Origin of the sequence: Pseudomonas sp. NPDC089734 (assembly GCF_044748865.1) — a bacterium.
In the GTDB taxonomy this organism is placed as follows: domain Bacteria; phylum Pseudomonadota; class Gammaproteobacteria; order Pseudomonadales; family Pseudomonadaceae; genus Aquipseudomonas.
In genome coordinates this window covers 58,948-73,073 of the sequence record NZ_JBIVGV010000016.1, presented here as the reverse complement: position 1 = coordinate 73,073, position 14,126 = coordinate 58,948, and the positions used below count along the sequence as shown (strand labels likewise).

The following is a 14,126-nucleotide window of genomic DNA, read 5'->3' as shown; positions in this document are numbered from 1 at the left end:
CATGAAATTGGCAATGAAGTTGCGCACCCGACTGTTCCTCAGCATCTCGGCCCTGATCACGGTTGCGCTGCTGGGGCTGCTGCTGGGGCTCGTCAGCGTCATGCACATGGCCAAGAGCCAGGAATCGTTGATCCAGGGTAATTTCAGCAACCTTGAGCTTGGCCTGAAACTGCGGCAGAACCTGGGCGATCAACTGGCGATCATGATCGGCCCTTCCCCCGACAAGAGCGCACTGGAGACGTATCAGGAGCAGTTTCGTGAACTGCTGACCGAGGCCATGGAGCATGACGTGCAGCACAAGCTGCCGGATCGCTTTACAAAAACCAGCCAGGACTACCAACGTTTCATTGAGGCCTACCAACGCTTCCAGGGCGATACTCGGACCTTGCGCGAGGACCCCGAGCTGAGAGACAGCTTCGATGCCTTGCGCAACGATCTGCTTGAAACACACCGACAGGCGCTGGATAACATCAGCCACGCCGAAATCTATTCCCGTGAGCGGGCGCTATGGATTGCCGGGCTGCTTGGCCTGGTGGGCATCGCGGTACTGTGCATCGGCTTCATCACGGCCCACGGTATCGCCCAACGTTTCGGTGGCCCCATCGAAGCCTTGGCCAAGGCGGCGGACAACATCGGTCAGGGCAACTATGAGGTCACGCTGCCCCTGTCGTCGGCAGCCGAGATGAACCTTCTGACACGCCGCTTCGGCATCATGGCCGAAGCCCTGCGCCAGCATCAGGCCACGAACGTCGATGAGTTACTGGCCGGGCAGCAGCGCTTGCAAGCGGTGCTCGACAGTATCGATGACGGCTTGCTGATGATCGACCGGCAAGGCCGTCTGGAGCACTTGAACCCGGTGGCACAGCGTCAGTTGGGCTGGGACGAGAGCCGTCTGGGCCAAGGGTTCGGCCAGGCACTGGAGCATCCCGAGCTGGATGAGCAATTGTTCATTATCCTGCGTGGCGGAACCCTGGAGCATGCGCCCGAGGACCTGAACATCGAGATCGAGGGCGAATCCCGCCTGCTGACTTATAGCCTGACACCGGTCAGCCATACCAAAGGCCATATTCTCGGCGCGGTGATGGTGCTGCGCGACGTCACCGAACAACGGGCCTTCGAGCGGGTTCGCAGCGAGTTCGTCCTGCGCGCCTCACACGAATTGCGCACCCCGGTGACCGGCATCCACATGGCGTTCGGTCTGCTGCAGGAACGCCTGAACTTCGCGGCAGAATCCCGTGAAGCGGACCTGCTCAATACCATCACCGAAGAAATGCAGCGCCTGATGCAGTTGATCAACGACCTGCTGAACTTCTCGCGTTATCAAAGCGGCCTGCAAAAACTCAAACTGGCCCCGTGCTCCATTGAACAGTTGCTGGAAGAAGCCAAGGCCCGTTTCGAGGAACAGGCCCGCGAACAGAACATCGTCCTGATGCTGGACATTCAGCACCCCGTACCGCACCTGCATGCCGACCAGGCTCAACTGGAACGGGTGCTGGATAATCTGCTGGATAACGCACTGCGCCACACCCCGGAAAACGGCTTGATCCGCTTACAGGCACGACGCCACGGCGAGCGGGCCATTATCAGCATCGAAGACAATGGCGAAGGCATTCCCTACGGACAGCAGGGACGCATCTTCGAGCCATTCGTGCAGGTCGGTCGCAAGAAAGGCGGTGCAGGGCTGGGCCTGGCACTGTGCAAGGAAATCGTGCAATTGCACGGTGGACGCATGGGCGTCTATTCACGCCCCGGCCAGGGCACCCAGTTTTATATGGCGCTGTCGCTTTAGGCTCACGCCACATCATCCCTGCGCCGTCCGTTACCCCGTCGGCCACCGGTCACCCGTTCGCAGAATCTGGCGGCCGTCAGAGGTCGGGCAAACAGCCAACCCTGGCCGTAGACCACGCCTTCGCTCTTGAGCAGCATGGCCTGCGACTCGAATTCGATGCCTTCGGCAATCACGCGCAGTTGCAGCGCATGGGCCATGCGGATGATATGCGGTGCCACACCGCTACTGGCAGCGTCATGCCCCAAGGCGTCAATGAATGCCTTGTCTATCTTCAGGCAATCCACCGGCAAGGTTTGCAGATAGGCCAGGCTGCAATAGCCGGTGCCGAAGTCATCGATCAGCACTTGATGACCACGGTCGCGCAGCAATTGCAGATGGTTGCGCGCCACCATCACATCAACCAGCCCACGCTCGGTGACCTCAAAGGCAATCTGTCGGGGAGCCACCTTGTGCAGGGCCAGCAGTCTGGCCGTTACACGGCCGATACGCGGGCTGATGACATCGCATGCCGCCAGGTTGACCGAAATGTACAGGTGCGGATTGGCTCGCAGTAACGGGCCCAGTTTCTCCAGCGTTTCCTGAAGCACGAAGTCGGTAATCTGCCGGATCTGCCCGGTATTTTCGGCCAACGGGATGAACAGGTCCGGGCTGGTCAGCGTGCCGTCCGGCCTGCGCCAGCGCACAAGGGCTTCCGCACCGACGCAGAGACGGCTTTCCAGATTGAAGATGGGTTGATACAGGACTTTCAGTTCGCCGCGTCGCAAGGCACCCGACAATTCTGCCCCCAGGGATTTGCGTTGCTGAAGCAATTGCAGGACCAGCGCCGCGATGCACAGCGACATCAACAGGCTGGCTGGCACCAGCAACCACCAGGCTCCAGTGATCTTTTCCTGCAGGCCGGTACGCGGGGTCATCAGCACCAACTGATACTCCGGACTTTGCGTAGGCATGCGGTAAATCAATTGGGTGGGGGTCGTCATCAGAGTGGTCTCGCTGTCCGGCGGCCAGTCCCGGACTGGAGGCCAGACTTGCGCAGGACCCAGCACCGGTATCGCCCGGGCGCCATTATCGAGCACCACCAACAGACTCCCGCCTGCCGGAAGGTCGACCACATCCGTCAGATGCCCACGGGACGTCGAAACCCGAAAATCTCCACGGCCAAGCACCAGTGCAGCCAGATTGTCGTCTGGCTGGGCAGACGTATTGAGCCAATAGTCATAGGTGGGGCCACGAATGTCGGGAGTGCGGGACTCGCCGAGAAGCTTCGGGCGCGGCCAACTGGAACAGGTTCGCGTATCACCGACATACGCCGCTTCATAAATGAAGCGGTTGCCGGAAATGACCTCACGCAAGCGTCCGACCATTTCCGGGCTGCAACGCCGCAGCGGCTGGTGCTCCAGTTGATCCAGTCCGGCCCTCAGTTGCCCGAACAATTGCTCCAGTCGCACCAGAAAACGCTCGCCCTGGGCGTTCATCTGCAGGCTTTCATTCTGGCGTGCCTGATGAACTGCCAGACCGAAGCTGCCGCACAAAAAGACAGCCGCACTCAACAAGGCCGCCAGCAAAGCCAGCAGCCACGGATGAGGGGTCATGCGAAAGCGCGTTGGCGCGATGGGCATCTGTGGAGATCCGAGTGAATATCCATCAGGTATAGCAACAAGCGCGCAAATAGCCCGCTAAAGAGCAGGCCTTCCAGGTCTCATCAACGAGACCGGTTGAGCACCTGCAAGATCGCCGCGCTCTGAATATCAGGCTGTCCGTCGAAACGCTCGGGACGGTAATGCATCTGAAACGCCGCCAGAACGTGGCGTGTGGCGGTGTCCAGCTCTCCAGTCTGCGGCGTGGTGTAACCCAGGCGTGCCAGTTGCTGCTGGAACCAGCCGATATCCGGCAGGTTATCCATCATCAGCGCCTGCTGCTGAGCCACCAACCGTTCGTCCGGCCAGATGCCTATGCCTTCGTGAGCCAGGCGCTTCCAGGGGAACAGCGGGCCTGGGTCCAGCTTGCGCAAGGGTGCGATATCGCTGTGCCCGATGATGTGCCGAGGGTCGATATTGTTGCGTTTGACGATGTCCTTGAGCAGCACGATGATCGACTGGATCTGGCTCTCGGTGTACGGATACCAGAGGCGTCCTGTAGGGGTGTCCGTATAACCGGGGTTGACGATTTCGATGCCGATCGAGCTGGAGTTGAGCCAGGTGCGGCCTTCCCACTCGCTTTCTCCTGCATGCCAGGCACGGGCACTTTCATCGACCAGCTTGTAGATCGTGGCCGGATTGTCGTCCCCGATCAGGTAATGGCTGCTCACCTCACCATGAGTCAACAACTCCAGAGAACGCTCCAGCGAAGCGGAGGTGTAATGCATGATGACGTACTGAACCCGGCCATCATGATTGACCGAAGGATGGCTGGTATCGAGCCTTGGCCCGCTGGTACAGGCGGTCAGGGCAAGAAGAAACAGTGCAGGAAGAAACAGCTTCATGGCAGTTCAGAATACGTCGGCAGCAAATGCAACATCATAACGGAATGCAGCCAAATAGCTTCATCCGTGAAACATCGATGGATTCCAGATGTTTCCGTCAGCCCTGTTCGACCCGGTTCCGGCCGTTTTCCTTGGCACGATAGAGCGCCTGGTCAGCCCGCTTGAGGGCCAGATCGCTGCGTTCACCCGTCCGGAACGCTGTCACACCCATGGACACCGTCACCGTCACCCGTTCGCCCTTGAAGTGGAACGGGCAAAGCTCGACAGCGGCCCGCAACTCATCCAGCAACGTCAGGGCTGCCGACACCTGAGTGGCGGGCATGAGCATGACAAACTCCTCACCGCCGAATCGCGCCAGGAAATCCGTGGGGCGTATGCGTTTTTTCAGCACACTGGCGACGATCTTGAGCACCTTGTCGCCCGCCAGATGGCCATACCCGTCGTTGATCCGCTTGAAGTGATCCAGGTCCAGTATGCAGACCAGCAAGTTGTTTTTTTCTTGCTGCCAGTGCGCCACTTCCTGTTCGAGCCGCTCACCCCAGGCGGCACGGTTGGGCAGGCTGGTCAGCGGGTCGATCAATGCTTTTTGCCGTTGCTCCTCCAGGTGCACCCTGAAGCCCAGTGCCTCCTGCTCCATGCTTGCGACACGGGCGGCCAGGCCTTGCAGACGCGAAGCGACCTCTTGCTCACGCTCATCCCGCTTGCGTTGATAATCGTCCATCGTGCTGAGCAGGCCTTCCAGTCGCTTGTCCAGCACTTGCTTGAGGCTGGTCAGATCGGAGGCGTCCTGCACGCTGCTCTGCAAGCCACCCACCTGCTCACGCAACTGCTCGTTCAAGTCACGTGCCGTGGACTGATTCTGAGCATGGCCTTCGCTGGCAGCCTGCAAGTGGCTCTGGAACGACTCCAGCCGTTCGTTGAGCTGCTTGAGGTAAATACCGAACTCTTGCTGGCCACCGTTATTGAGCGCCAGCATCAACACCGCCAGATCGTCGAGGATCGGCAGCAATTCATACCAATTGAGCCCATGCCTGAGGCGTAGCTGCATGTCCTCGACCTGCGGGCGATGATGCTCGGGCAAGGTCAGGTCCTTGAGCAGCCCCAGCAAGGTGTCCTCAATGTGCGCGGCGACCGAGCTGTAACTCGGTTCCGGGGAGGAGGGCAGTGAATAATGGGCATCGCCCTCGCTGGCTTCCTCTTCATCCGCGGGCTCATCATCCGACTCATCGGCTTCTGCACTGTCGCTTTCGACAGGCACCGGAACGGGCACATGCTCGAAGGGCACAGAAGGCGTGGGCGCCAGCAACGCTTCAGGCGGTACCGGTACGGATGCAGGTGCAGCAACCACTTTTTCGGTGAGTGCGGTGGGTGCGGCGGGGGCAGCGGCTTCTACCTCGGCTGGTTGCGGCACTTCAACGACAGGCTCCACAACCGGAACAGGTGTGGCTTCTGCTTTCAGCTCTGTTTTCTGCTCGACGTCTGGTTTCTCGACCTCAACCTTTGCGGGGGCGGCTTGCGGAGAAGGAGCAGAAGGCGCAGGCACGGGCGATTCAGGGGCGTCTTCCTGATCGTCGCGCTCATGCGCGGGCTCCACAGACGCAGGCGTCACCGGATGAGCCGGATGAGCGTTTTCGGGAGGATGAGCCGCATCGCCCGACTCTTCACGCGTGCCGAACAGGCGTTGCAGGATGCCGGGGCGTGAACCTTCTTCGTGTTTCTCAAGCAAAGTCAGCGCCTTGCCTTGCAAGCCACTCAATTCGCTTAGCAGCAAAGGCAATTCACGGGCCTGAGAGGCACGGTCTTCAAGGTCCTTGGCAAAACGTTTGAGGGGCTTGCGTACTTCGCGGGGCAGCGGCAAAGCCTGCAACTGTGTCACCAGCGCACTCAATGCCGTGCTGATCTGACCGACCCGCACTTCACGGCGCTGCTCGGAATCCAGCACTGCCTTTTCAAGGCGCGGGATCAGCGCAGCCAGGCCCGCATCCATGTCGTCCTTGCGCACGATTTCGCGCATTTCCTTCATGCATTCGTCGACAGACCGGTCTGTACCTTCCGCCGCCAGGCTGCTGCGCACCAGGCCTCGACGCAGCAAGTCGAGCCGGGCGTTCCAGCGTTCCTCAAGCCTGTCCTGCTGCTCGATGCCCTTGAGGTATTTCTCTTTCCAGCGCTCGGCTTCTTCGCTCATTCAAGGGGTCCACCAGAGAGCACGGGTAGCGAGTCCCCACATAATGACGCTGGCAGGCGAATCTCTACAGCAACGGGCAAGTGATCGGAAATGGGTTGGGCCAGTACCTGAACACGTTCGAGTGTCAGTGTCGGGCTGAGCAAAATATGATCAAGGCAGCGCTGTGGCCGCCAACTGGGAAAGGTCGCCTCGACCTGTGGAGCCAGAAGGCCCAGATCACGCAAGGGTGAATGCTCCAGCAGGTCGACGGCATGGGTATTCATGTCGCCCATCAGTACCTGATGACGGTATCCGCCGATCAGTTCCCGGATATAGGCCAGTTGCCGTGTGCGAGTGCGGGAGCCAAGGGCCAGATGCATCATGACCACCACCAGCGCATCCTCGCCTTCCCCGAAACGGACAAGAATGGCACCGCGCCCGGCAGGGCCCGGCAGTGGATGGTCTTCTATCTTGCCGGGACGCAGACGGCTGAGCACCCCGTTACTGTGCTGCCCCAACCGCCCCAGATTGCGATTGAGCTGCTGATACCAGTAAGGAAAGGCGCCGAGGTGGGCAAGGTGTTCGACCTGATTGATGAAGCCGGAACGCAGGCTGCCACCATCGGCCTCCTGCAAGGCCACCAGATCGAAATCATTGAGCAGGTCGCCAATCTTCTGCAGATTGCCGGCTCTCCCGCCATGTGGCAGCAGATGCTGCCAGCCGCGGGTCAGGTAATGCCGGTAGCGCTCGGTGCTGATACCGACCTGGATATTGAAGCTGAGCAGCCGGAGACGACCTTCGGCTGGCAATCCGCTTTGCAGCAGATGGTGCTCGTTGACCCGCGGTTCATGCAGGCCAACGACTCGCTCCGTGCCCTTGCCCCAGCGGCGCATGGCAGGCGTCGCTTACTTGCCGGCTTTGGCAGCCGCTCGCTCTTTGGCGATCAGCTGGTCGGCAACCTGCAGGGTGGCTTCCGGACCACCGGAAGTGCCCAGGTCAAAGCGGTATTTACCGTTCACGATCATGGTCGGTACACCTGTCACTTCATACTTCTTGGCCAGTTCCTTGTACTGAGCGATCTTGCCCTTCACTGCGAAGGAGTTGAACGTCTCGAGGAACTTGGTCTTGTCGACACCCTGAGTGGCCACGAAGTCAGCCATGTCGTTCGGGTCGGTCAGACGCTTGCCGCCCTTCTGGATGGCATCGAATACAGCGGCGTGGATCTTGTGTTCCACGCCCATGGTGTCGAGGGTGATGAACAGTTGGCCGTGTGCGTCCCAAGGGCCGCCGAACATGGCTGGAATACGGACGAAGTGAACGTCGGCAGGCAGTTTTTCAACCCATGGGTTGATGGTCGGCTCGAACGCATAGCAATGCGGGCAGCCATACCAGAACAGTTCCACAACCTCGATCTTGCCTGGTTCCGAAACAGGCACTGCGCTGCTCAATTCAACATATTGCTTGCCAGCTTCGATAGGTGCGGCAGCCTGGGCTGACAGACCGAACAGGCTGGCCGCAACCAGAGCGGCGCTGATGATCAGTTTACGCATGCTTTACTCCTGGGCAGATATAAGTCGCCTTCAAGCGACGGTCTTTCGACCGGCCACCAAGGCTTCGGTTCGTTAGTGTAACGCTGGCGGCCACAAAAAAGGGCAGCCGAAGCCACCCTTTTTGTATGTGCCATGAAGCACGTCACGTCAAGCACCGGGATTGCATGCGCGAGCACCCCGGTATCGATCAGTGCAGGCCCTGAATGTATTGCGCCAGAGCGTCTATGTCCTTGTTGCTCAGCTTGGCGGCGATGGAACGCATGACCATGGTGTCGCCATCGTTGACGCGGTCGCCTTCACGGAAGGCCGTCAATTGTTTCTTGATGTAATCGGCATGCTGACCACCCAGGTGCGGGAAGCCGGCCGCCGCATTACCGGTACCGTCAGGGGAATGGCAACCGGTGCAGGCCGGCATGCCCTCGGCAAGCTTGCCACCCCGGAACAGGGCTTCGCCGCGCGCGACCAGATTGGGATCGGCAGCACCGACACTACCTTTCTGGCTGGCGTAATAGGCGGAGATGTCGGCAAGATCCTGATCGTTGAGCCCGGCAAGCAGGCCGGTCATTTCCAGCACGGTACGCTTGCCATCCTTGATCTCGTGCAATTGCTTGAGCAGGTAGCGCTCCCCCTGGCCCGCCAGTTTAGGGAAGTTGGGAGCCATGCTGTTGCCGTCCGGGCCATGACATGCGCTACAGACCAGCGTCTTTGCCTGACCGGCAGCAGCATTACCGGTAACGTCAGCGGCCTGGGTTGCCCCACAGAGGCCAAACGTCAACAGCAGACTCACGAATAATTTGTTCATCAGGTATTCCAAATCGGCTAATGGTGAAAAGTCAGATAGCAGGTGATTTGCTCATCCCCAGGATGACGGTTCGCAAATTCTGGCTACTGCGGTCCTTGCACATTCCACGCGGCGGCATCGTTTCGATCCAGGCAACAGGGAGCTCCAAAGCCCTCTTGCGCAGTAAAAACCTTTCAGGTTGAAAGCGGACTGCGTTCTAATGCGCGTATAAGTTCTCGCTTCAACGGTCTTCCCCTTCATGCAGGCGGGAATTCCACACAAAATTTGCGGCATTATATACTCGTGCCACTCAAACGGAAACGACACCTCTTGCCGCACCCCTTGCAGGCAGGGCCTTCACCGGAAATCACATGCAACTCAAGAACCCCATCCTCGGTCTGTGCCAACAGGCCACGTTCATGCTCAGTGCCGCCAAGGTCGATCAGTGCCCTGACGACGAAGGCTTTGAAGTCGCATTTGCCGGGCGCTCCAACGCAGGCAAGTCGAGCGCTCTCAATACGCTGACCCACGCCAGCCTGGCGCGCACCTCGAAAACACCGGGCCGCACTCAGTTGCTGAACTTCTTCAAGCTGGACGACGACCGCCGCCTGGTGGACTTGCCCGGTTACGGCTACGCCAAGGTGCCGATTCCGCTCAAGCAACACTGGCAACGTCACCTGGAAGCCTATCTGGGCAGCCGCGAAAGCCTGAAGGGGCTGATTCTGATGATGGACATCCGTCATCCAATGACCGACTTCGACACCTTGATGCTGGACTGGGCAATCGCCAGCCAGATGCCGATGCATATCCTGCTCACCAAGGCCGACAAGCTGACCTATGGCGCAGCCAAGAACACGCTGCTCAAGGTTCAGTCGGAAATCCGCAAGGGCTGGGGAGAAGCGGTCACTATCCAGCTGTTCTCGGCCCCCAAGCGCATGGGCCTGGAAGAAGCCTATACCGTTCTGGCCGACTGGATGGAGCTGGAAGACAAAACGCCTGCCGAGGAATAAATCGCAGGCAAAAAAAACCCCGGACTTCATATGGGGAGGGGGGAAGTTCGGGGTTCAAGGTCCAGACCCTTAGGGCGGGATCCGGATATCTGCCAACACTTAACACAACTAGGAGCATGACGGGTTTTTCAACCAATCGAGTTCTCTGACTGGCCTCGGGCCGGTTAAGTTCCCAACCTGTCAAAATGTTCATGTTGGCAATGGGGGCAAGCCCGGCTTCAGGCTTGCCCGTCAACGGTCAGTGCGCTTCGTCCCAGTTGTTGCCCACGCCCACTTCCACCAGCAACGGCACCGCCAGTTGCGCCGCGCCGCTCATGTGCGGACGGATCTGCTCGCTGATCTGCTCCACCAGATCCTCACGGACCTCCAGCACCAGTTCGTCATGAACCTGAAGGATGACGCGAGCATCCAGCCCGGAATCCTCCAGCCAGGTGTTCACCGCAACCATGGCCTTCTTGATGATATCGGCGGCCGTGCCCTGCATCGGCGCGTTGATTGCCGTACGCTCGGCGCCCGCACGCTTCATGCCGTTGTCGGAGTTGATCTCCGGCAAATAGAGGCGACGCCCGAAGAAGGTTTCGACATAACCCTGCTCCTTGGCTTTCTCGCGGGTACGCTCCATGTATTCCCGCACGCCTGGGTAGCGCGCGAAATAACGCTCGATATACGCCTTGGCCTGCTTGCCATCGACGCCAATCTGCCGGGCCAGCCCCGAGGCTCCCATGCCATAGATCAGCCCGAAGTTGATCGCCTTGGCGCTACGGCGCTGGTCGCTCGTGACCTGGTCCAGTTCAACCCCGAAAACCTCGGCGGCTGTCGCACGGTGAACGTCCAGGCCATTGCGGAAGGCGTCCAACAGCCCTTCATCACTGGCCAGATGCGCCATGATCCGCAATTCGATCTGCGAATAGTCCGCAGCCAGCAGCTTGTAACCCGGTTTGGCAATGAACGCCTGACGAATCCTGCGCCCCTCGGCAGTACGCACCGGGATGTTCTGCAGGTTGGGCTCGCTGGACGAAAAACGCCCCGTGGCTGCGCCCGCCTGGTTATAGGAGGTATGAACACGCCCGGTCCTGGGGTTGATCTGCCCCGGCAGGCTGTCGGTGTAGGTACTTTTCAGCTTGCTGATCGAGCGGTACTGCAACAGCACCGTCGGCAACTCGTGCCCCTGCTCGGACAGTTTGACCAGCACGTCTTCGGAGGTGGACGGTTTGCCAGTAGGCGTCTTGCCCAGAATCGGCAGTTGCAGCTTTTCATAGAGAATCTTGCCGAGCTGGACCGGAGAGCCCAGGTTGAACTCCTCACCGGCCAGCGTGAACGCCTGCCGCTCCAGCTCGACCATGGTGTTGCCCAGCTCGACACTTTGAATGCCCAGCAACTGGGCATCCACTTTCGCCCCCTCACGCTCGATCTTCGCGAGAACCGGGACCAGCGGCATTTCGATCTCGGTCAGCACGCGATACAGCGCCGGCTCCGCCTCAAGCTTTGCCGACAAGGTCTGGTGCAGGCGCAAGGTCACGTCGGCATCTTCAGCGGCGTAAGGGCCAGCCTGCTCCAGAGAAATCTGATCGAACGTCAGCTGTTTTTTGCCTTTGCCGGCAATGTCCTCAAAGCGTGTGGTTTGATGCCCGAGGTATTTCATCGCCAGACTGTCCATGTCATGGGCAGTCGCCACGGAGTTCAGCACGTAGGACTCCAGCAGGGTGTCAAAAGCCACGCCCTGGACCTTGATGCCGCAATCCTGATCGCCACCTATCGCGCAGTTGGCCAGGATATTCATGTCGAACTTGGCGTTTTGCCCGACCTTGAGAATGGCCGGGTCTTCCAGCAACGGCTTGAGCGCCCTCAATACCGTGTCGCGATCCAGTTGATCCGGCACGCCCATGTAGGAGTGGGTCAACGGAATGTAGATCGCCTCACCGGGTTTGACGGCAAAGGAGAGGCCCACCAGTTGCGCCTGCTGGGCATCCAGCCCGGTGGTTTCGGTGTCGAAGGCGATAAGGCTGGCGTTGCGCAGCTTTTCCAGCCAGACGTCAAAATCCGCTTGATCCAGGATCGTCTTGTAGTCCACCTCGATGTCGGAAACGACCTCTTCCTTGACGATCTCTACGCCCGCGCGCTTGGCTTCGCGCTGCAAGTCCTCAAGCCAGCTCTTGAATTCAAGCTCGGTATACAGCTCGGCGAGCTTGTCCCGGTCCGGCTCACCGACCTGCAAATCATCGAGGGTGATGTCCAGCGGCACGTCGACCTTGATCGTCGCCAGCTCATAGGACAGAAACGCCATGGCCCGATGTTCTTCCAGTTTGGGGGCCAGGGTCTTGGCACCCCGGAACGACATCCCGGCCACCGAGTCCAGGTTTTCATACAGTTCTTTCAAGCCGCCACCGACACCGACCAGCAAGCCCACGGCCGTTTTTTCACCCACGCCGGGAACGCCGGGGATGTTGTCGACTTTATCGCCCATCAAGGCCAGATAATCGATGATGTGCTCAGGACCGACGCCGAATTTCTCTTTCACGCCCTCCACATCCATCACGCTACCGGTCATGGTGTTGACCAGCGTAATGTGCCCGTCGACCAGTTGCGCCATGTCCTTGTCGCCGGTGGAGATGATCACCGGGCGGTCCGCCGCCGCGCTGCTGCGTGCCAGGGTGCCGATCACGTCATCCGCCTCGACGCCTTCCACGCACAGCAGCGGGTAACCCAGCCCCTTTACGCAGGCATGCAGCAGATCGACCTGCACGCGCAGGTCATCCGGCATGCTGGGGCGATTGGCCTTGTACTCGGCAAACAGCTCGTCGCGAAAAGTCCCGCCCTTGGCATCGAACACCACCGCGAACGGGCTTTTCGGGTACTGCCGACGCAGGCTCTTGAGCATGTTCAGCACGCCCTTGACGGCACCTGTCGGCAAACCTTTGGACGTGGCGAGAGGTGGCAGCGCATGAAAGGCGCGGTACAGGTAAGAAGAACCGTCCACCAGGACGAGGGGGGCTTGGCTCATGAGCAGATTCAACCTTTTCGGCGGGGTCGGCGCTAGAATGCGAGGACCATTGACGACAAAGGGACAAGGTTATCATGCGTACAGCAAATCGACTGTTGTTGACCGGCCTGTTGGCACTCTGCCCGATGATTACTGTTGCAGCAGAGGATTCTCCAGCGGCGGCTCCGGACGTTACCATTCGCACCGATGGGGACAAGACCATTCAGGAATACCGTCAGAATGGCTTTCTGTACGCCGTGAAAATCACGCCCAAGAACGGAAAACCTTACTTTCTTGTGCGCGCCGATGGTACAAGCCCCAACTTCATCCGGTCGGACCAACCGGACATGCTGATCCCGCAGTGGGAAATATTCAGCTGGTAACACCTTAAATTCACTTATTTGCTGGCAGTCCTGATATGTCCGTTTTTACCCCACTGGCTCGGCCCGAGCTGGAAATCTTCCTCGCTCCTTATGGGCTCGGCCGTTTGCTCGACTATCAAGGCATTGCCGCAGGTAGTGAAAACACCAACTACTTCATCAGCCTGGAACAGGGCGAATTCGTCCTGACCCTCGTCGAACGTGGTCCGATCCAGGACCTGCCGTTCTTCATCGAGCTGCTGGACGTACTGCACGACGCCAACCTGCCGGTGCCCTATGCCTTGCGGACCACCGACGGTCAGGCGCTGCGCACGCTGGCGGAAAAACCTGCACTGTTGCAGCCGCGCCTGCCGGGCAAACACATCAGCGAGCCGAACACTCAGCATTGCGTACAGATCGGTGAACTGCTGGGCAACCTGCATCTCGCGACCCGGGACAATGTGCTGGAGCGCAAGACCGATCGCGGCCTGGACTGGATGCTCAGCGAGGGCAATAACTTCCTGTCACACCTGGGCGAGCCTCAAAGAACACTGCTTGAGAAGGCCTTGCAGGAGATCGAAGCACTCAAGCCGCAGATCATGGCGCTGCCACGGGCCAACCTGCACGCCGACCTGTTCCGCGACAACGCCTTGTTCGAGGGCACCCACCTGACCGGGCTGATCGACTTCTACAACGCCTGCTCCGGGCCGATGCTCTACGACCTGGCCATTGCGTTGAACGATTGGTGCTCCGAGGAAGACGGCCAGATCGACCTCGTGCGGGCCAGAGCCTTGCTGGGCGCTTATGCAGCCTTGCGGCCTTTCACCGCCAGCGAAACGAAGCTCTGGGCGACCATGCTGCGCGTGGGTTGCGTGCGCTTCTGGCTGTCACGCCTGATCGCCGCCGAATCCTTCGCCGGGCAAGACGTGCTGATCCACGACCCGGCCGAATTCGAGCGGCGCCTGGCCTTGCGTCAGGACGTTAACCTTCCGCTGCCGTTTGCGTTGTAGC

11 protein-coding genes are annotated in these 14,126 nt (G+C 59.7%); 4 read left to right on the top strand and 7 right to left on the bottom strand.

What is annotated here, in order from left to right:
- Window position 1 precedes the first annotated feature (1 nt).
- On the top strand, window positions 2–1,789 hold the full coding sequence (locus tag ACIPY9_RS19165) for a KinB sensor domain-containing domain (RefSeq protein ID WP_400704872.1): 1,788 nt from the start codon (window positions 2–4) through the stop codon (window positions 1,787–1,789).
- A 2-nt stretch (window positions 1,790–1,791) separates the two neighbouring features.
- Here the strand turns inward: ACIPY9_RS19165 and ACIPY9_RS19160 are convergent, their stop codons facing one another.
- The 6 genes from ACIPY9_RS19160 to ACIPY9_RS19135 all read right to left on the bottom strand — a co-directional run bounded on the left by ACIPY9_RS19160 (window position 1,792) and on the right by ACIPY9_RS19135 (window position 8,787).
- The gene (locus tag ACIPY9_RS19160) at window positions 1,792–3,408 is read right to left on the bottom strand and encodes an EAL domain-containing protein (RefSeq protein WP_400704869.1); all 1,617 of its coding nucleotides are present in this window, start codon (window positions 3,406–3,408) and stop codon (window positions 1,792–1,794) included.
- 83 nt (window positions 3,409–3,491) lie between these two features.
- Window positions 3,492–4,271, bottom strand: coding sequence for an N-acetylmuramoyl-L-alanine amidase (locus ACIPY9_RS19155; RefSeq protein WP_400704867.1), 780 nt, complete (start codon window positions 4,269–4,271; stop codon window positions 3,492–3,494).
- 97 nt (window positions 4,272–4,368) lie between these two features.
- Window positions 4,369–6,456, bottom strand: a complete 2,088-nt coding sequence (locus ACIPY9_RS19150; protein ID WP_400704864.1) for a GGDEF domain-containing protein — start codon at window positions 6,454–6,456, stop codon at window positions 4,369–4,371.
- Window positions 6,453–7,328: an endonuclease/exonuclease/phosphatase family protein gene (locus ACIPY9_RS19145; protein WP_400704861.1), complete on the bottom strand. Its 876-nt coding sequence runs from the start codon at window positions 7,326–7,328 to the stop codon at window positions 6,453–6,455. Before ACIPY9_RS19145 ends, ACIPY9_RS19150 begins: the two co-directional genes overlap by 4 nt.
- Before the next feature lie 12 nt (window positions 7,329–7,340).
- Window positions 7,341–7,985 (bottom strand): thiol:disulfide interchange protein DsbA/DsbL, encoded by a 645-nt coding sequence (locus ACIPY9_RS19140; RefSeq protein WP_400704858.1) that lies wholly within the window; start codon window positions 7,983–7,985, stop codon window positions 7,341–7,343.
- A gap of 187 nt (window positions 7,986–8,172) precedes the next feature.
- Window positions 8,173–8,787 (bottom strand): c-type cytochrome, encoded by a 615-nt coding sequence (locus tag ACIPY9_RS19135; protein WP_400704855.1) that lies wholly within the window; start codon window positions 8,785–8,787, stop codon window positions 8,173–8,175.
- Between the two features lie 350 nt (window positions 8,788–9,137).
- Here ACIPY9_RS19135 and yihA point away from each other — a divergent pair, with 350 nt between their 5' ends.
- Complete coding sequence (gene yihA / locus ACIPY9_RS19130) at window positions 9,138–9,776, top strand: ribosome biogenesis GTP-binding protein YihA/YsxC (RefSeq protein WP_400704852.1); 639 nt, start codon at window positions 9,138–9,140, stop codon at window positions 9,774–9,776.
- A 238-nt stretch (window positions 9,777–10,014) separates the two neighbouring features.
- Here the strand turns inward: yihA and polA are convergent, their stop codons facing one another.
- Window positions 10,015–12,777, bottom strand: coding sequence for a DNA polymerase I (gene polA, locus ACIPY9_RS19125; protein ID WP_400704849.1), 2,763 nt, complete (start codon window positions 12,775–12,777; stop codon window positions 10,015–10,017).
- A gap of 74 nt (window positions 12,778–12,851) precedes the next feature.
- Between polA and ACIPY9_RS19120 the strand changes: the two genes are divergently transcribed.
- Window positions 12,852–13,139, top strand: a complete 288-nt coding sequence (locus ACIPY9_RS19120) for a DUF2782 domain-containing protein (RefSeq protein ID WP_400704846.1) — start codon at window positions 12,852–12,854, stop codon at window positions 13,137–13,139.
- Between the two features lie 35 nt (window positions 13,140–13,174).
- Window positions 13,175–14,125 (top strand): homoserine kinase, encoded by a 951-nt coding sequence (locus tag ACIPY9_RS19115; RefSeq protein ID WP_400704843.1) that lies wholly within the window; start codon window positions 13,175–13,177, stop codon window positions 14,123–14,125.
- The last annotated feature ends 1 nt before the right edge of the window (window position 14,126 follow it).